Raw genomic sequence first — 16,526 nt, 5'->3', positions numbered from 1 at the left:
TATATATGAATATTGATTTTAACAGACCGATAATTTTATATATGCACGCAGGTTCGGGGAACCATGGTTGTGAGGCGATAGCCAATACTACAGTTAAGTATATTGCCGAGCAGAGAGAGAAGACCGGAGCTGAGGAGGACCTTCCGCTTATTCTTGTAACCAACAGTGCAGCCGAGGATAGAAAATATTCACTCGGAATTCTTGAAAAAAAGGGACTTTGCACTATTGTTGAAGAAAGACATATAGACAGACACTTTATTCCTCATGTAATCTACTATTTGTGGAGACTTGTCACAAGGGATAAGCAGTCTTTTTTGCGATACAGATATAAGGACGCGTTTAAAGAGTTTGACAATGCTGTCGGAAAGGCCAATAAGAGAAAAGGCGAGAAACCGCTTGCCATCTCGATAGGTGGAGATAATTATTGCTATAAGAGTCTGGTGCCGGATCTTATATTGGCTCACAAAGTCTTTATAAGAAGAGGATTCGAGACGATTCTGTGGGGATGTTCAATTGAGCCTAAGTCCCTCAAGGATAAGAAGCTTGTCAAGGATCTGGCGGCATATGATCTGATCTATGCACGAGAGTCGATTACTTACGACGCGCTTGTCGATGCAGGATTTAATAAGGATAAACTTATTTTTGAAAAAGATCCCGCATTTATGCTTGATACGGCAAAGGTTCCGGGAATCAACGGTTTTCTTCCCGGTAACACTGTCGGAATAAACTTAAGTCCGATGGTTCAGAATCTTGAGAAGACGCCCGGTATCACTATGAAGAACTACAGTAATTTTATTGAGTTCATTCTTAGAAATACTCATCAGAATATTGCGCTGATCCCGCATGTTGTGTGGAAAAACAACGATGACAGAAAGCCGCTTAACGAGCTTTATGAGATACATAAGTACACGGGAAGAGTTGTTATGCTTGCGGACATGCCGGCAGAGAAGCTGAAAGGCTATATTTCCAAATGTAGTTTTTTTGTTGGAGCAAGGACTCACAGTACGATAGCGGCATACAGTAGCAATGTTCCTACTCTTGTTATAGGATATTCGGTAAAGAGTAAAGGAATTGCCAAAGATCTGTTCGGAACATACAAGGAGTATGTTCTTCCGGTACAGAAACTTGCAAGCGAAAATGCGCTTGTTGACGCATATATGCGTATTATGAAAAAGCAAAATACAGAAGCAGAGGCACAAGGAGGAATACAATGATCATAATTCAGATTGCGGGCGGTTTGGGAAACCAAATGCAGCAATATGCGCTATATAGAAAACTCCTCAGTCTCGGAAAAGAAGTTAAACTGGATATTTCCTGGTTTAGTGAGGAAGTACAGAAGAAGATGCTTGCTCCAAGAGAGTTTGAGCTTCCTCTTTTCAAAGATCTTCCTTTTGAAGTCTGTACCGATGAAGAAAGAGACAGATTTTTAAAGCAGAATCTTTTTTCTGCAATCAAGGGAAAAATAACCAAGAAACTTGGACTTACTGCATCTTCAAATCCAAATGTATTTGTTGAGACAAAGATGTACCACCCCGAGATATTTGAGTTTGAAGATAAGTATATTACAGGATATTTCTTATGTCAGAAGTATTATGAAGATATCATGGATGAACTGCGCGAGCTCTTTGTATTCCCGCCTCACAGGGATTCGGATCTTGCAATGAGAAACAGGATCATTTCAGAGAAGATGGAGAGATTTCCTTCTGTCAGTGTACATCTTAGAAGAGGAGATTATCTCGATCCCGCAAATGTAAATATTCTCGGAAATATTGCTTCTGATGATTACTACAAGAATGCGATGGATTATTTTTTGAAAAAAGATCCTGAGACGCATTTCTATATCTTTACAAGCGATCACGATTACGCGAGAGAGCACTACGGCGATATCTCCAGATATACGATTGTTGAATGGAATAATGGCAAAGACAGTATACAGGATCTCATGCTTATGAGTCATTGTAAGGGTAATATCTGCGCCAATTCAACATTCAGCTTCTGGGGCGCAAGACTCAACAAGAGACCCGATCACGAAGTCATAAGAACATACAAGATGAGAAACAATCAGCCGATAGATCCCGAGACAATGCATGATTATTGGAAGAATTGGATTCTCATGGACAATAAGGGAAATATAGTTTAATGGGAAGAGTTCAGGCGGCGAAGAAGAATATATTGTTCGGGTACGTAGGGCAGATTGTAACTATGGTTATGGCCTTTGTTCTTCGTACCTTTTGTATGCGTTATATAAGTGAACAGATACTTGGAGTTGACGGTACTTTCGTAGAAGTCTTGTCATTTCTGAATATGGCAGAGCTGGGCATTGGCACAGCTCTGAATTTTAGTCTTTATAAACCTGTTGCCGAAGGCGATACAGAAAAAATAAAGTCCTACATGCAAATGTACAGGAGGGCTTATTATTATATTGCCGGTGTAGTGGGATTATTAGGCATTTTTCTTGTACCATTTTTGAAGTACCTTGTTAAAAATCCGGGTGTCCCGGAAAAAGATCTTGTTCTTTTTTATCTGATCTTCCTCTTTAATACTGTCAGTTCATATTTTGTTGCATACAAGTATAGCCTTGTTAATGCAGAGCAAAAGAACTATATTCAGACCAATATAATTGCTATAACAAAGATTGTTACATCGGTTTTCCAGATTATTGTTGTGGCTCTTACTAAGAATTATTATTTTTATCTTATTACTGATGCGGTAATTCAGCTTATTCAGAAGATATTTGTTTCAAGATATCTTGATAATATGTATCCATATCTTAAGGAAAAGAATATTGAAAAGCTTGCCAAGGAAGATGAAGAAATTGTTTGGACTAAGACTAAGGCGCTTGTATTTCACAAGGTTGGTGATGTCTTCAGACTTCAGACAGATACTCTTATAATTTCATCTTTATCGGAAGTTGGAGCGGCACTTGTTACGGTTGTAAGAAATTACAACATGATCATAGTAGCGGTCTCAAGTTTTGTAAATATTATTTTTAATTCCGTAATTTCAAGTTTTGGAAACCTGATCGCAACAGAAGACAGAGATAAGCAGTATAGCATGTTCAAGGTATACAGGTTTTTTGCTACATGGGTATATGGTTTTTCCTGTGTTGGTTTCATGCTTCTTTTGACACCGCTTGTGGAGATGTGGACTAAGATTTCCAAAGGAGATAAGTGGACAGATTTTTGGATCTTGCCTGCTTTAGCGGTTTTCCTAATCCTTACGGATTATTATTTTAAGGGCGAAAGGATAGTACTTTCGAATTACCAGGCGGCAGCCGGTGTTTATGAGCAGGATAAATATCTTGCGCTTATTCAGGGAATTGTCAATCTTATTCTTTCAATATGGCTAGTTCAAACAAAACTGGGTATTTCAGGTATTTATGTCGGAACAGTTGTATCGGGAATCATTGCAAACATAACAAAGCCGGTAATTATTTATAAAGCCTGTTTTGATAAAAGCGCTGTGAGTTATTTTATTGATTCATTCAAGTATATTGCTTCCATGGCATTTGTCATGGGGATATGTTATTTTATCAGGCAACTTGTAATGCCTGAGCCTACGATACTTGGATTTGCAGCAATGGTAGTTATTATTACCGTTGTATTTAACGGAGTATATTTCCTTTTATACGGAAGAAGTGAAGAATTCAGATATCTTTGTGGAAAACTCAAGTCAAGAAAGGCGTAATTGTGGATAATTCTGCATATTATGAAGTGGTCAAGGAGACCGTAAAACAACTTAATAATATTATGAATGTAAGCCTTTCTGACAGGATAAAAGATGCTGTAAAAAAGGCACTTGGTAGAAGCGTACGGACAAAAGATCCGCTTTTTTGGCATGCGGGAATGCTTATGGTGGGGCTTGTTTCTGCGCTTGAGTATCTTGAGAAGGTTGATGACGCCAAGGAAATAAGAGATGAGATTAAAGCTTCTCTGGAAGAGCATGTCGATCTGTGGTTTAGGAAGACTGCCGGTAAGGTCGGATTTGTTGACGATGCACTTGCAGGATTTGCACTTGTCAGGGCTTATGAGATAACTGGTAACGAGAAATTTAGAGAAGCTGCAGATGCAGTGAAGACTTATATAGGAAACGCCGGAAGGGATGCAGAAGGAGCAATTCTTTACAATTCCGGAAGAAGCGGAAATATTTTTGTAGATGGAATCGGGCAGGTCTCGATGTTTATGGCAGCTTGTGGAGATGATTCATTTGACGGTAATAAGCAGCTTCGTCTGTTTTATAAATATGGAATGGATGAAGAGAGTGGGCTGTGCTACCACGGGTATGAGCTTAAGAAGGCTGATAACGATGACAGAATTGCCGCTGATAGAAATGATTCCTCAAAGAATGGTTATGTTTCCGATAAGAAGGGAATTCTGTGTTGGGGAAGAGCGTTCGGATGGCTTATCATGGGAGCAAGCGTAAATGCTGCACTTGGGAAAGCAGATGAGGAGTCTTTTTCACAATTCAGAAGTCTGTGCGAGGCGGCACTTAAGTACCAGAGAGCAGACGGCGGCTGGAGCTGGCAGCTGCAGGCTCTAGACGGACATATCGATCTGTCCGCAACGGGAATGATAGCTTATGCACTTGGATATGCAGTTAACAACGATGTTTTCGGTGAAGCAGATCTGCCGGATAAGATAAGAGCTGCGCTCAAGAAGGCAAAAGAGTGCATCTATGCTCATACCAAAAGCGGAATCGTAACAGATTCACTGAGTTCATGTGATGACTTTGCAGTTCACTATCAAACTTACGGAAACTACCCCTGGGGACAGGGCGCGGCTTTGGCAGCATTTTCCGTAATAAATTAAACAGAAAATATATGGAAGGAAATGCTATTTGCTTTAGCATTTCTTTTTTTGTTCAATTTTTTGCTATTGTCATGCCGGAGATATGATGGTATACTCCATGTAGTAATCAATACTACATCAAAAGTTATTAGTATCAACTTGTTGGGAGGTACACCATGAATACTAAGGAATTAAAGAAATTCTTCAAGGAGCATCTCGTTCCTTCGAAATTATATAAAGTTGGAGGACATCACAAAAATCGTGTATGTCTTGATAAAACAGAAAACGGATGGGCTGTTTTTTTCCAGGATAAGAAGGAAAGAATCGGGGTTATAAACTTCCCTGACGAAGCTTCAGCCTGTGACAAAATGAAGGAAGAACTCCGCAAGATGATGGAGCAGCTCTACGGAGTAACATGGGCTCCTGCAAGATAATTAAATAATATTGATTCTTATATTGTTGGATGTCAAAATAGATTTTGGCATCCATATTTTTTTATTGAATAAAAAATGTTTTTTATATAGAGAAGGTGAAAAGCTATGAGAAAGACGTCTGCTTTATATAGTGCAGTTGCGGTTCAGGCAATCATGTATATCGCATTGGGCTCATTTGGAATTATGTCGTTAACGAATCTGAGCTACAGAGGTTTTGTTGTTGCGGCAATTTGGGCTGTGATCTTTGCAAATATTTATATATGGAACGGTGTTGAATCCGAAAACATAATAAAAATGACTGCTATCTGTACTGTGGCATGGATGGCGATATGGACATTTACAGAGTACTTTGTTGCCGGAATTTTTTATAATATCTCTGATTCCGCATGCTATGTGTTTTATGGATTTGAGTGTCTTACGTGCTTTGGAAGTGTGTTTTTGATTGCTGCCAAGCATACAGGTAAGAAGAGTGGAAAAAATCTTTTTATTATATTGGCAATGCTACTTGCAGTAGCCTGTTATATAATTGCGACAGCTCAGGTGATCAAGATATTTCCGGACTATTTGCCCGGAGAATCGCCGCTTGATATTATGTCCGGGAAAGCAACTACGCAGTCTATGTTAGATGTTATAACAGGTGGAGTTACTATGCCAAGACACGATATGATGATAAAGATTAATGCGATATTTTATGCTGTAGAGAGCATTTTACTTATATCTCTTTTTTCCGGTGAAAAAGCTTTATGCAAAAATACAAAATAGTCTTTTTAATGAATATTCTCTATGTTAAAATACGATTACAGGTTGGCTGTGAGTATTTATCCACAAATAAAATGGAAAAGGAGATTAAAATATGGCAAATTTAGAACCCAGAAAAAATGAACTTAAAGGAACAGAGACAGAAAAGAATTTGCTTGCTGCATTTGCAGGTGAGTCTCAGGCAAGGAATAAATATACATATTTTGCTTCAAAGGCAAAAAAAGACGGCTATGTTCAGATCAGTAAGATCTTTGAAGAGACAGCCAATAACGAGAAAGAGCATGCCAAGATGTGGTACAAGATTCTTACCGGAATCGGTTCAACAGTAGAAAACCTCAAGGAAGCAGCAGAAGGAGAGTCATACGAGTGGCAGGAGATGTACCCTTCTTTCGCAGCTAAAGCACGTGAGGAAGGCTTTAATGATATCGCATTTCTTTTTGAAAAGGTTGCTGAAATTGAGAAAGAGCATGAGCAGAGATATAAAAAGCTCCTTGAGAATATCGAGAAAGATCTTGTATTCTCATCAGACGGCGATTCTATCTGGATCTGCTCAAATTGCGGTCATATCGTAGTAGGACCTAAGGCTCCCGAGATGTGCCCTGTTTGCAATCATCCCAAGAGCTACTTCGAGAAGAAGGCTGAGAATTATTGATCGGATAGCCTGACTGATTCGATATTCGTATAAGTTAATATTTATTCAGGATAAAGAGCTTTTGCAGAGATTTAATAAGTCTTTGCAAAAGCTTTTTCTATTGAATGGGAATTAATATTTTTTTTATAAATAAGTACTTGATTTTTTGTTCTAGTTGTTCTATAACATACTTGTAAAGAAAATTAGCAGCCAAGAGATGAGAGTGCTAATACATCATCTCAGGTTGCACAAACTACTACAACAAAAATTTTTTATAAAAGGAGTGATGACTTATGTTGATGCCTATGTTATGGAGTAACAATAATTTGTTTGACGAGATGGATGACTTCTTTGGTGGCAGATTATTCGGTGACCTGTATGATTCCGGACTTATTGAGAAGAACTTCGAGCCGGCATCAGGTCTTATGAAGACTGACGTCATCGAAAAAGATAACAGTTATCAGCTTGAAGCCGAGCTTCCGGGATTTAACAAGGAAGATATCAATATCGACCTTAAGAACGAAGTGCTTACCATCAGTGCTACACATAATGAGAACAAGGATGAGAAGAATGAGAACGGCAAGTACATCCGCCGTGAGAGAAGAAGCTCTTCGTACCAGAGATCCTTCCGTACACCGGGACTTAAACCTGAAGATATCATAGCTCAGTACAAGAACGGTGTTCTTACGGTCAACATCCCCAAGAAGGAAGCTATTCCCAAGAAAGAAGAGGCAGTGAAGATTGAAGTTAAGGATTGATTATAAGAAGTAATAAATATCCCGGCAATCTATGATTCAAATAGAATGCCGGGATATTTATGGATGCGAACAACTATTTTATTCGCCTGAATAAGTTCTTGTATAGTAAATTGAGCATGATTTCTTTGTGATAAAAAGAATAGTTAATGCAGCTAAAAATGCGATTGTAGCTTCGAAGCTTATGAAGCTTACAATAAGCGCAAGGATCAGAAGAACAATTGCGGTAAATTCAACTGCGGATTTGCCGGATAATGATTCAATCTGACATAAACGTTCATCGTTGAGCTCATTGTAGATTCTAATAAGCTTTTTTTCATCTTTAAGAGCATTTATATATTTAGAAATTTGATAAACGCATACTATTTCTATGGCGATAACCATTCCGACCACAAAACCCTGCATAAAATCAGCATGCCCTGATTTTGCATAAAGCGAAGCTATAGATGGTCTTTGGGAAATAATGAGTAAAGCGCTACTTAAAAATGCCACTAATGCATATGCAGTGATTTTTTTCTTTATTGATGCTTTGATTCTTTCTTTTCCGGTGTTAGTCATAAGTTTTCATCCTCCAAGCTGCCGAAATCAAATACTTCTTCAATTGTCATGTTAAAATGGTGCGCTATCTTATATGCCAGTCCCAATGAAGCAGTGTATTTGCCAACTTCAATGGAAGTAATTGTCTGTCTGGTTGTTCCGACAATGTCGGCAAGTTCTGATTGTGATAGCTTATTTGCTTTTCGCAATTCTTTTATTTTGTTCTTCATTGATACCTCATTACTTTTTGCCAAGCTCGCTTTGCATATTTAGCATAGTCTACTTTGCATAAAATGTCAAGCATACTTTGCAAAAAAACTTTCTCATGAGTAAAATCGGTACTTATGACTTAATGAAGGCAAGCATGTTCGAAATCACGATTTTTCCATGATATTCTTTAAATTCGGCTATGAATGATTTACAATGCTTATAGTAATTTGCTTGGAACATAGATTAGTGTCTTTGTTCCAAGCATATAGCATAAAATAGGAAAGTGATAATATTATGGAAAAAGAATTTGAATATGAAGGATATACAGGTACCGTTAATTACGACAAAAACTGCGATTACTATACAGGTGAAGTTGTAATCGACGGAAAAATCTATACATATGAAGGTGACACTCTTGAAGAACTGCGAGAGGACTTTGAAGACATTATCGATTCTATGATCGCATTTGAGGAGATGGATGATGAAGATGCTTGAGTGTGTTTTAGAGTTTGTTGGGCAGGGGAAAGAAGACGAGTTTAAATGGGTGATGGAAATACTTGAATACGGTTCAAAGTATGTTTTGCCGATCCTATGCGCTTATGTCATAAATCTTTTACTCAATAAATATATCAGTAAGGAAAGACTTCGCGGTAAAATTCATCTTATTTTTTTGAGAGGTATTATAACTACGGTCATATGGGGACTTGCTCTAACAACTGTTATTGGAAATGTGCCGGCATTTTCCAAGATCTGGAGAGGTGTCGCTACATCATCCGCACTTATTGCCGCTGTCCTCGGTCTTGCAGCCCAGTCAACACTTGCCAATGTATTTGCAGGTATTGCGATTTCGGCATCGAGATCCAGACCCTTTGATGTCGGAGACAGAATCAAGATTGACTCTATCGATCCCGGTTATGTTGAGAACATCACGTTGAGACACACGGTTATCAAGACTTATCAGAACGAGATTATTTACATTCCCAATTCTACAGTTGGTTCGGCGACTATCATCAATTACACTCAGGAAGAATCGTTTTCTTTTCCGATAGTGATTTCTGTGGCGTATGGAACGGATATGCAGAAGGCTATGGATATCATGGCTGACGTTATTGTTGAGCATCCGGTGCATCATGGAGGAAGACCGACGGTTTTGTGTAAGAGCTGCGATGATAGCGGCGTCACATTAAGGGCACTCGTTGAGACGGAAGATTTCAAGGATAACCCGAAGGCATGCTCTGACTGTCTTGTAGAGATAATGAAGAGATTTGCAAAAGCGGGAATCGAGATTCCTTACAACAAACTTGTTCTTATCAACTCAAATGAGAAACAAAATTGATGCGCATAAAAGCTAAAAAAGCGTGATACAAAGGCATAGCGCAATTATACATAGACACGGGAGAAGGTATGGGAAAGTTATATTTCAGATACGGGGCAATGGGGAGCTCAAAGACAGCCAATGCGCTGATGGTGCAGTACAACTACATCGAGAAGGGGCAAAAATGTATTTTGCTAAAGCCTAAGACCGATGACAGGGACGGAGAAAAAATCGTCAAGTCCAGAATGGGGCTTAGCGCTGAGGCGACATTTGTAGAAGAATTCATTGATGAAGTAAAAAATGAGTGGTTTACGGGAAAAGCGGAAGGCTGGAAAGAGCTTGACTGCGTGATTGTTGATGAAGCGCAGTTTCTTACTGAAGAACAGGTGGATATTCTTGCGGAAGTTGTTGATAGATACGATCTTCCTGTTATTTGCTACGGACTTCGTACCGATTTTACAAGTCATCTTTTCCCGGGATCCAAGAGGCTCATGGAAATAGCAAACTATATTGAAGAAGTTCCGACCGTGTGCTGGTGCGGACGCCGCGCACACTTCAATGCGAGAGTCAGTGACGGCAAGATCGTCCGAACAGGCGAGCAGGTTATGGTAGGAGGAAATGAATCCTACGTATCACTTTGCAGACGTCATTTCTTAAGCGGAGAGGTATATGGCAAGAGAGAGCGTGAGCTCTCGGACGGAACCAAAATGAATTAATGAAAAATACGGAGCGCCGGTAAGACACTGAACCGGCCTCCGTATTTGTTTTATGAAATGGATCGATTTTCTAAAGCTTCTTCGTGAGTTGCAAGGTCAATCTGCTGGACGACTCCCACGCCTCCGCTTTCTTTTAGGAATACACCGCTTGCGCGCAGCTTTGCAGCTGTGTTAAAAGAACTGTCCCGTAAGCTGTAGTCTGTTATGGCACTTCCAAGATAAATTGCACCGACATCGGCTTCTTTTAACGAAAGAAGCGTATCGGTACCGTCTTCGTTACGAATCCAGACTTTGAGAGCGTTGTATACATCGTCGTTTTCATCAATCCAACCGTTTCCGTCATGATCATATGCGGACAGGTCTTTGAAGCCGTTTCCACTTTTTGTGCCGAAAAGTTCCGAGCCGTCGTTTATATGCCCGTCGCCATTTTTATCAAGGGCAAGGAAACCTGTACCTTTTGACAGATTCGAAATTTTATCCTCTTTTCCGTCGCAGTTAATGTCAAAGAAGAAGGTCTGATCGCTTATTGATGTTACTTCGCTGCCGACATTGATCGTAAGCGGATCCAGGAAGTTTTTGGGGCTTGCGATGCTTATGCCGGATTCGTGTACAAACCTTGATGACATGGAAAATTTAACTCCAAAATCAATACTTCGGCCGTCTTCTGTAAGAGCGGTTCCTGTGCCTTCAAAGGTTACAGCCTCTTCTTCAAAATGGCTCTCGGTTATTGTTGTTACGGACATAAAACCGCCGGCTCCGATCATTCCCGACATATTATCTAATGATTGACCGAAGCTTTCACTCATATCATCGCCGCCAAGAATCCTCATGAAGCGGAGAATCCGTTCGAGAAGTGAAGTCCTTATGGCCATCAGCTGATCTTCAAGAGAGCCGGTAGTTGTGCTCAGGTTTCTTGACATTGAAGGCTTTAGCGAGTTGTAGGTTTCACTTCCCAGGGCAAATTCGCCGGTGGATGTCGAAAAATCATCAGATGTAAGTTTTTGTTTTTGAGATTCAAGGCTGTCGCTGAAACTTCCGCGTGGAACCGTACTTACCGATACACTTACAGAAGTTCCTTCACTGTACGATGAACTCGACATCAGGTTTACGTTACTTTGTGCAATTTTCATGGTTCTTTCCTCCGTTGGTCAGTTGAAGGTTCAGAATGTTTGCAAACACAATTTTTTTGCGCAAAAAAATTGAACCTTCAATACTGAAGATTGTTAATCCTCCTTGAAGATCCATGCTTTCCCTAGCTGATATACCATACCTTATGCTCACCGTTCTTTTAAATAGAATATATGCTTATTGGATGTAAGCAATGTAAGCAAAAAGCACAGTGATATTTCACAATATATATCGGCGCAAAAATAAAATATATTAGGAAAAAAGGGGATATAAAATAATCGATTGACACATCAAACCAAAGAATAATAATATATAGGAAGTAAATGTGAACGGCAAGGGCGCCTTTAACACGAGCAGGAGAGCTCGCTGTTTTAGGTGTTCTTTTTTATATTATAGCGAAATGCTTTTTTATGGAGGTAAATATGAGCAAATATACCAAAGAAGACATTTTCCGTATCGTTGAGGAAGAGGACGTGGCTTTTATAAGGCTTCAGTTTTGTGATATCTTCGGAATTCCCAAAAATATCGCGATAGCTGCAAGTCAGCTTGAATGTGCACTTAATAATGAGTGTATGTTTGACGGTGTGTCTGTTGAAGGTTTTGTCAGAAGTGACGAGAGCGATATGTACTTATATCCCGATCTTGACAGTTTTGAAATATATCCGTGGAGACCGCAGGCGGGCAAAGTAGCAAGAATGTTCTGTAATGTCTATACGGTTGACGGAAAACCTTTCATGGGAGATTCGAGAAATGTTCTTCATGAGGTGGTAAAAAAAGCTGAGAAACTTGGACTTAACTTCAAACTTAACCCTGAGCCGGAATTCTTCTTGTTTGATTATGACGATGAGGGCAGACCTACAAACAAAACGCATGAAAAAGGCGGATATTTTGATGTCGCACCCGCAGATCAGGGTGAAAACGTAAGAAGAGACATCATTCTTAATCTTGAAGAGCTTGGATTTGATATTTCATCTTCGCACCATGAGATAGCGCCTGCGCAGCATGAGATAGATTTTAGGGAAGAAGATGCAGAGCGCACCGCAGATATGATCATGACTTTCAGGATGGCGGTTAAGACAATCGCCAAGAAACATGGTCTTTACGCAACATTCATGCCCAAGCCTACAGAGGGAATAAGCGGATCGGGTATGCACATAAACATTATCGCGCACGACAAGGCCGGTAATAACATATTTGTAGATGATAAGGGTGAACTTTCAGATACGGCAAAGTATTTCATTGCGGGCGTTTTAAGCCACGTAAAGGCAATGACACTTGTGACCAATCCAATCGTCAACTCATACAAGAGACTTGTTCCGGGATATGATGCTCCCGTAAATATTTCATGGTCTTCTTCGGGCGCAAACAGAAGCGCTCTTATCAGAATACCTTCAAAGCGCGGACAGGATACAAGAATAGAGCTCAGAAATCCTGATTCTACATGTAATCCTTATCTTGCAATCGCACTTATCCTCGCAGCAGGTATGGACGGTATAGAAAAGAAGATGACTCCTCCCGAGGAACTTGGCGATAATCTCAAGAATGCAACATATGACGACCTTAGAGAGAGCGGACTTGAGACACTTCCGATGACACTTGGAGAAGCAATCGAAGCTTATCAGGATGATGAATTCGTAAAAGAAGTTTTGGGAAGTTCCATATTTAATAAGATACTCGACGCAAAGCGCAAAGAGTGGAAAGATTTCCGCACCTGCGTGACACAGTGGGAAATCGGAAGATATCTCAATATCTTTTGATCGGTCACTGTTGTATTAAAATCTGTTTTTATGGAAACTTGAGGCTTATTTGTGAATATAATCATTGTGTTTGCGAAATCGGAAGATGCGCAAAATTTTAAAAGCATATTAAGCCGTGGCGGATATGACGGAATGGTTACCTGCACTTCGGGAGCGCAGGCTCTTTCTGCTATGGAAGATTTGGGAAGCGGAGTCGTTATCAGCGGCTACCGTTTAAGTGACATGCTCTATTCAGAGCTTGCGGTCGATCTTCCCCAATTTTTTCAGATGCTTATGATAGCGTCGCCTGACAAGGCTCCTCTGGATAATTGCGGAGATAAACTGGTATATTTACCGACTCCGCTCAAAAAGTCGGATCTTTTTTCCACCCTCGAACTTATGCTTGAGGGCGTGACAAGAAGTAGGAAAAAGGCAAAAGAGAAGGCCAAGAAAGAGGGTAGGTCCGACGAGGACAAGAAGATAATAAATCAGGCAAAAGAGATCCTGATGGACAGGCACCATATGACAGAGCCGGAAGCGCACAGATACCTCCAAAAGTGCGCGATGGACTCGGGAACCAATCTAAAAGAGACGGCGGAGATGGTTATTTCGCTCTCGGCAATTTAATTGAAGTTTTTTGATCTTTTTTATAAAATTAATCTAAAGTTTTGTGTAATAATGTCCGATAAAAATAATGTAGGGTGAAAAAGGGTGCATACCTTGGGCGTTTGAGCCATAACTTACAAAAGTTTCCGGGGGAGAATAATTTCGTACTCAGAACTAAAGTTATGGAAACTTCTTCCGATAAATGTAGTAAGAAGTACAAAATGCTCCAAGGAAGGAGGAAAAGATATGCGTATAGAAGCGTACAATCAAGTTCAGCAGATCTATTCAAACAACAAAGTTAACAAGACTCAGCAGGCTAAGAAGACAAACGATGTAAGAGATACAGTTTCGTTTTCTTCTATAGGAAAAGATATTCAGGTTGCTAAGCAGGCTGTAAAGGCTACACCTGATGTCAGAGAAGATCTGGTTGCTTCGCTTAAGGCTGCTGTAAAGAACGGCACTTATGACGTAAGCGGAGAAGCATTTGCTGACAAATTGCTTGCTAAATTTGAAGAAGCAAATGGCTTGTTATAATTAAATACAAATAATCCAGGAGGATGATTCCGGTGGCAAGCTTAATGGAGAATCTGGTCGACGTGCTCGACCGGGAGTGTACAATGTACGAAAAATTACTGGGGTTATCTAGCCAAAAGACTTCCGTCATAATAGAAGGAAATCTTGAGGCACTTGCGAAAATCACGGATGAGGAGCAGTGCGTAATAGGTAATATCCAGTCTCTTGAGAAAAAACGCGAAGAGGCAATGAAAGATATTGCAAACGTACTAAACAAGGATGTTAATTCATTGAAACTGACCGATCTGATCGAAGTATTGGAAAAAAGACCTGTCGATCAGAAAAACCTGGCAGTGCAACGCGATAGGCTCGTTGGTGTTGCAGGAGATGTCAGACGTGTAAACGGACAGAATCAGGAGCTGTTGCGCAGTTCACTTGAGATGGTCCAATTCGAGATGAATATCATCCAGGCCTCAAAAAGAGCTCCTGAAACAGCAAATTATTCGAGAGCTTTAGGCACTACAGGTGAATGTCTTGGTTACACATCGGGCGGGTTTGATGCAAAGCAGTAATGTATCACATGAGCATGAAAGTGATACAGATGCATGTGGATAACCCCCTTTGGTAACTAAATGAAAAACTGTAGTGTCTTTTTTGTGCAAAAAAAATGCATTAAAAGACCTATAAAGATCAGGAGGAAAGATATATGTCCCTCATGGCGAACTTATATGTCGGCACATCAGGGTTGCAGACATCGCAGAACGCACTCAATACAACTGCACACAATATGGCAAACCTTGATACCGAAGGATATACAAGACAGCAGATATCGCAGGGAACGAAGGCATATCAGACTCTTGAGAAAAGAAATAACTGCATTGCCTGGAAGCAGATAGGAACGGGCGTTGAATATAATAATTGTAAGCAGGTAAGAGATTTTTTCCTTGATAAAGCATACAGAAAAGAAGCCGGAAGGTTCGAATATTATGATGTATCAAAAAAAGCTCTTGAAGAGATAGAAGATCAGCTTCAGGAGATGAACGGAACAGAGTTTAGCGAGTCTTTAAATAATCTTTGGACATCAGTGCAGGAACTTGCCAAAGATCCTACATCTGCAGTTACGCAGAGTGCACTTGTGACAAGGGCAAATGAGTTTTTGACAAAGGCAAAGAGTGTATATGACGGATTTGTTTCATATCAGGACAATCTGGATACCTCTGTTTCGGATATTGTTAACAGCATAAATGATATCGGTGATAAGATAAGAGCCTTAAATGAAGAGATTGTAGATATTGAATCCGGAAGAGTAGAGAAGGCGAACGATCTTAGAGATACGAGAAACACCCTTCTTGATAAACTCGGTCAATATGGAAAAATAGATTATTCGGAAGACATTTTCGGTAATGTGACGGTTCTTTTTGAAGGATCGAGTTTCATAACAACCGATCATGTAAATCATATGGGAATAGATGTTAAGCTCGAAAGCAGTGTCGGATATGCCACCCCTTATTGGGAGTATGCTGCGGTTAAGGAATATGACAGAGAGGGAAAAGAAGTTGTTACATCGATCGAAGGAGCACATATCTTTGACCTGACGCAGCCGGTGTCCACAGCTACGGATACCGATATAGGTAAGCTCAAAGCGGTTCTTCTTGCAAGAGGAGACCACCATGCGTCTTATCACGACATTGTAGAGAGCACAGATTATTATAAAAGTAATATTTCACAGTCGGTCATTATGAATGTCGAGGCGGAATTCGATCAGCTGATACACAATGTTATGACTGCGATCAATAAAGTCATGGAAGATGCAGAGAGCAATCCTGCGACTATGGACAATTCGCTTGGAAGAGCTTCGGATTATACGATGTTCATAGTATCAAATGAAGATGATACTTTGGCATACAAGATAGATGACAAGCATCCTGCGGGAAGTATAAAGACGGGATTTACGATAGAGAATGCGCAGGTTAATCCGATTCTTTTGACCGATCCGACAACATTCACATACAGGACTGTTGAGGGTAACGAAGATACAGCTACGGTAAAGGCGTTAAAAGAAGCTTTTATAAAATCGGACTATACTTTAAATCCAAATGTTTATACAAGAAACGACCTGTTGTCGTATTACAACAGCCTCATTTCACAGATAGCCAACACGGGAGATAAGTTAAAAAGTGTTGCGGACGCTCAGGAACAGACAGTTTCATCGATATCTTCCGCAAGAGAGCAGATTATCGGCGTATCAAGCGATGAGGAGCTTGAATATATGATCCAGTTCCAGAATGCATATAACGCATCAAGCAGATACATAAACGTTGTAAGTGAGATGCTGGAACATCTGGTATCGACACTTGGAGCGTGATCTCGAAATTGATTTTTGAAGCGCTTATATAAAG

Annotated in this window: 19 protein-coding genes; 16 read left to right on the top strand and 3 right to left on the bottom strand. The window is 40.1% G+C overall.

The window, feature by feature from the left end; translation table 11 throughout:
- Nucleotides 1-5 precede the first annotated feature (5 nt).
- From BLP87_RS05025 to BLP87_RS04990, 8 genes are all read left to right on the top strand, one after another.
- The gene (locus BLP87_RS05025) at nucleotides 6-1,214 is read left to right on the top strand and encodes a polysaccharide pyruvyl transferase family protein (protein ID WP_074461728.1); all 1,209 of its coding nucleotides are present in this window, start codon (nucleotides 6-8) and stop codon (nucleotides 1,212-1,214) included.
- Nucleotides 1,211-2,140, top strand: coding sequence for an alpha-1,2-fucosyltransferase (locus BLP87_RS05020; RefSeq protein ID WP_026514501.1), 930 nt, complete (start codon nucleotides 1,211-1,213; stop codon nucleotides 2,138-2,140). The genes BLP87_RS05025 and BLP87_RS05020 overlap by 4 nt, the downstream gene beginning before the upstream one ends.
- The gene (locus BLP87_RS05015) at nucleotides 2,140-3,687 is read left to right on the top strand and encodes a lipopolysaccharide biosynthesis protein (RefSeq protein WP_074461727.1); all 1,548 of its coding nucleotides are present in this window, start codon (nucleotides 2,140-2,142) and stop codon (nucleotides 3,685-3,687) included. The genes BLP87_RS05020 and BLP87_RS05015 overlap by 1 nt, the downstream gene beginning before the upstream one ends.
- A 2-nt stretch (nucleotides 3,688-3,689) precedes the next feature.
- Complete coding sequence (locus BLP87_RS05010; protein WP_074461726.1) at nucleotides 3,690-4,808, top strand: glycoside hydrolase family 88 protein; 1,119 nt, start codon at nucleotides 3,690-3,692, stop codon at nucleotides 4,806-4,808.
- A gap of 155 nt (nucleotides 4,809-4,963) precedes the next feature.
- On the top strand, nucleotides 4,964-5,221 hold the full coding sequence (locus BLP87_RS05005; protein WP_026514504.1) for a hypothetical protein: 258 nt from the start codon (nucleotides 4,964-4,966) through the stop codon (nucleotides 5,219-5,221).
- 105 nt (nucleotides 5,222-5,326) lie between these two features.
- Nucleotides 5,327-5,983 (top strand): hypothetical protein, encoded by a 657-nt coding sequence (locus tag BLP87_RS05000; protein ID WP_074461725.1) that lies wholly within the window; start codon nucleotides 5,327-5,329, stop codon nucleotides 5,981-5,983.
- A gap of 91 nt (nucleotides 5,984-6,074) precedes the next feature.
- Nucleotides 6,075-6,632, top strand: a complete 558-nt coding sequence (gene rbr / locus BLP87_RS04995; protein ID WP_026656696.1) for a rubrerythrin — start codon at nucleotides 6,075-6,077, stop codon at nucleotides 6,630-6,632.
- A gap of 272 nt (nucleotides 6,633-6,904) precedes the next feature.
- Nucleotides 6,905-7,369: an Hsp20/alpha crystallin family protein gene (locus BLP87_RS04990; RefSeq protein WP_074461724.1), complete on the top strand. Its 465-nt coding sequence runs from the start codon at nucleotides 6,905-6,907 to the stop codon at nucleotides 7,367-7,369.
- Nucleotides 7,370-7,447: 78 nt separating this feature from the next.
- On the opposite strand, the gene BLP87_RS04985 is transcribed toward BLP87_RS04990, so the two are convergent.
- Nucleotides 7,448-7,924 carry a hypothetical protein gene (locus BLP87_RS04985; RefSeq protein ID WP_026656698.1) on the bottom strand — a complete coding sequence of 159 codons (477 nt, stop codon included), beginning with the start codon at nucleotides 7,922-7,924 and terminating at the stop codon, nucleotides 7,448-7,450.
- Nucleotides 7,921-8,133, bottom strand: coding sequence for a helix-turn-helix transcriptional regulator (locus BLP87_RS04980; protein WP_074461723.1), 213 nt, complete (start codon nucleotides 8,131-8,133; stop codon nucleotides 7,921-7,923). Before BLP87_RS04980 ends, BLP87_RS04985 begins: the two co-directional genes overlap by 4 nt.
- A 274-nt stretch (nucleotides 8,134-8,407) precedes the next feature.
- Here BLP87_RS04980 and BLP87_RS04975 point away from each other — a divergent pair, with 274 nt between their 5' ends.
- The 3 genes from BLP87_RS04975 to BLP87_RS04965 all read left to right on the top strand — a co-directional run bounded on the left by BLP87_RS04975 (nucleotide 8,408) and on the right by BLP87_RS04965 (nucleotide 10,144).
- Nucleotides 8,408-8,608 carry a hypothetical protein gene (locus BLP87_RS04975; RefSeq protein ID WP_074461722.1) on the top strand — a complete coding sequence of 67 codons (201 nt, stop codon included), beginning with the start codon at nucleotides 8,408-8,410 and terminating at the stop codon, nucleotides 8,606-8,608.
- On the top strand, nucleotides 8,592-9,449 hold the full coding sequence (locus tag BLP87_RS04970; RefSeq protein WP_081811933.1) for a mechanosensitive ion channel family protein: 858 nt from the start codon (nucleotides 8,592-8,594) through the stop codon (nucleotides 9,447-9,449). The genes BLP87_RS04975 and BLP87_RS04970 overlap by 17 nt, the downstream gene beginning before the upstream one ends.
- A gap of 68 nt (nucleotides 9,450-9,517) precedes the next feature.
- Nucleotides 9,518-10,144: a thymidine kinase gene (locus BLP87_RS04965; RefSeq protein ID WP_026656701.1), complete on the top strand. Its 627-nt coding sequence runs from the start codon at nucleotides 9,518-9,520 to the stop codon at nucleotides 10,142-10,144.
- 50 nt (nucleotides 10,145-10,194) lie between these two features.
- Here the strand turns inward: BLP87_RS04965 and BLP87_RS04960 are convergent, their stop codons facing one another.
- On the bottom strand, nucleotides 10,195-11,274 hold the full coding sequence (locus BLP87_RS04960) for a hypothetical protein (protein ID WP_074461721.1): 1,080 nt from the start codon (nucleotides 11,272-11,274) through the stop codon (nucleotides 10,195-10,197).
- A gap of 420 nt (nucleotides 11,275-11,694) precedes the next feature.
- Between BLP87_RS04960 and glnA the strand changes: the two genes are divergently transcribed.
- From glnA to flgK, 5 genes are all read left to right on the top strand, one after another.
- Nucleotides 11,695-13,029, top strand: coding sequence for a type I glutamate--ammonia ligase (glnA, locus tag BLP87_RS04955; RefSeq protein WP_074461720.1), 1,335 nt, complete (start codon nucleotides 11,695-11,697; stop codon nucleotides 13,027-13,029).
- A 51-nt stretch (nucleotides 13,030-13,080) separates the two neighbouring features.
- Entirely contained in the window at nucleotides 13,081-13,635 is a 555-nt protein-coding gene (locus tag BLP87_RS04950) for an ANTAR domain-containing response regulator (RefSeq protein WP_074461719.1), read from the top strand.
- A 225-nt stretch (nucleotides 13,636-13,860) separates the two neighbouring features.
- Nucleotides 13,861-14,148 (top strand): flagellar biosynthesis anti-sigma factor FlgM, encoded by a 288-nt coding sequence (flgM, locus tag BLP87_RS04945; protein ID WP_027209144.1) that lies wholly within the window; start codon nucleotides 13,861-13,863, stop codon nucleotides 14,146-14,148.
- A 32-nt stretch (nucleotides 14,149-14,180) separates the two neighbouring features.
- Nucleotides 14,181-14,699: a flagellar protein FlgN gene (locus BLP87_RS04940; protein WP_242871815.1), complete on the top strand. Its 519-nt coding sequence runs from the start codon at nucleotides 14,181-14,183 to the stop codon at nucleotides 14,697-14,699.
- 134 nt (nucleotides 14,700-14,833) lie between these two features.
- The gene (gene flgK, locus BLP87_RS04935; RefSeq protein WP_074461718.1) at nucleotides 14,834-16,492 is read left to right on the top strand and encodes a flagellar hook-associated protein FlgK; all 1,659 of its coding nucleotides are present in this window, start codon (nucleotides 14,834-14,836) and stop codon (nucleotides 16,490-16,492) included.
- The last annotated feature ends 34 nt before the right edge of the window (nucleotides 16,493-16,526 follow it).

Origin of the sequence: Butyrivibrio hungatei, from assembly GCF_900101605.1 — a bacterium.
In the GTDB taxonomy this organism is placed as follows: Bacteria; Bacillota; Clostridia; order Lachnospirales; family Lachnospiraceae; genus Butyrivibrio; species Butyrivibrio hungatei_B.
Note: the sequence above shows the minus strand (reverse complement) of the source record. Positions and strands in the feature narration are given on the sequence as shown.

Coding starts and splice junctions, on each gene's coding strand:
- BLP87_RS05025 (WP_074461728.1), top strand. CDS start 6: ATGAATATTGATTTTAACAGACCGATAATTTTATATATGCACGCAGGT.
- BLP87_RS05020 (WP_026514501.1), top strand. CDS start 1,211: ATGATCATAATTCAGATTGCGGGCGGTTTGGGAAACCAAATGCAGCAA.
- BLP87_RS05015 (WP_074461727.1), top strand. CDS start 2,140: ATGGGAAGAGTTCAGGCGGCGAAGAAGAATATATTGTTCGGGTACGTA.
- BLP87_RS05005 (WP_026514504.1), top strand. CDS start 4,964: ATGAATACTAAGGAATTAAAGAAATTCTTCAAGGAGCATCTCGTTCCT.
- BLP87_RS05000 (WP_074461725.1), top strand. CDS start 5,327: ATGAGAAAGACGTCTGCTTTATATAGTGCAGTTGCGGTTCAGGCAATC.
- rbr (WP_026656696.1), top strand. CDS start 6,075: ATGGCAAATTTAGAACCCAGAAAAAATGAACTTAAAGGAACAGAGACA.
- BLP87_RS04990 (WP_074461724.1), top strand. CDS start 6,905: ATGTTGATGCCTATGTTATGGAGTAACAATAATTTGTTTGACGAGATG.
- BLP87_RS04985 (WP_026656698.1), bottom strand. CDS start 7,924: ATGACTAACACCGGAAAAGAAAGAATCAAAGCATCAATAAAGAAAAAA.
- BLP87_RS04980 (WP_074461723.1), bottom strand. CDS start 8,133: ATGAAGAACAAAATAAAAGAATTGCGAAAAGCAAATAAGCTATCACAA.
- BLP87_RS04975 (WP_074461722.1), top strand. CDS start 8,408: ATGGAAAAAGAATTTGAATATGAAGGATATACAGGTACCGTTAATTAC.
- BLP87_RS04970 (WP_081811933.1), top strand. CDS start 8,592: ATGATGAAGATGCTTGAGTGTGTTTTAGAGTTTGTTGGGCAGGGGAAA.
- BLP87_RS04965 (WP_026656701.1), top strand. CDS start 9,518: ATGGGAAAGTTATATTTCAGATACGGGGCAATGGGGAGCTCAAAGACA.
- BLP87_RS04960 (WP_074461721.1), bottom strand. CDS start 11,274: ATGAAAATTGCACAAAGTAACGTAAACCTGATGTCGAGTTCATCGTAC.
- glnA (WP_074461720.1), top strand. CDS start 11,695: ATGAGCAAATATACCAAAGAAGACATTTTCCGTATCGTTGAGGAAGAG.
- flgM (WP_027209144.1), top strand. CDS start 13,861: ATGCGTATAGAAGCGTACAATCAAGTTCAGCAGATCTATTCAAACAAC.
- flgK (WP_074461718.1), top strand. CDS start 14,834: ATGTCCCTCATGGCGAACTTATATGTCGGCACATCAGGGTTGCAGACA.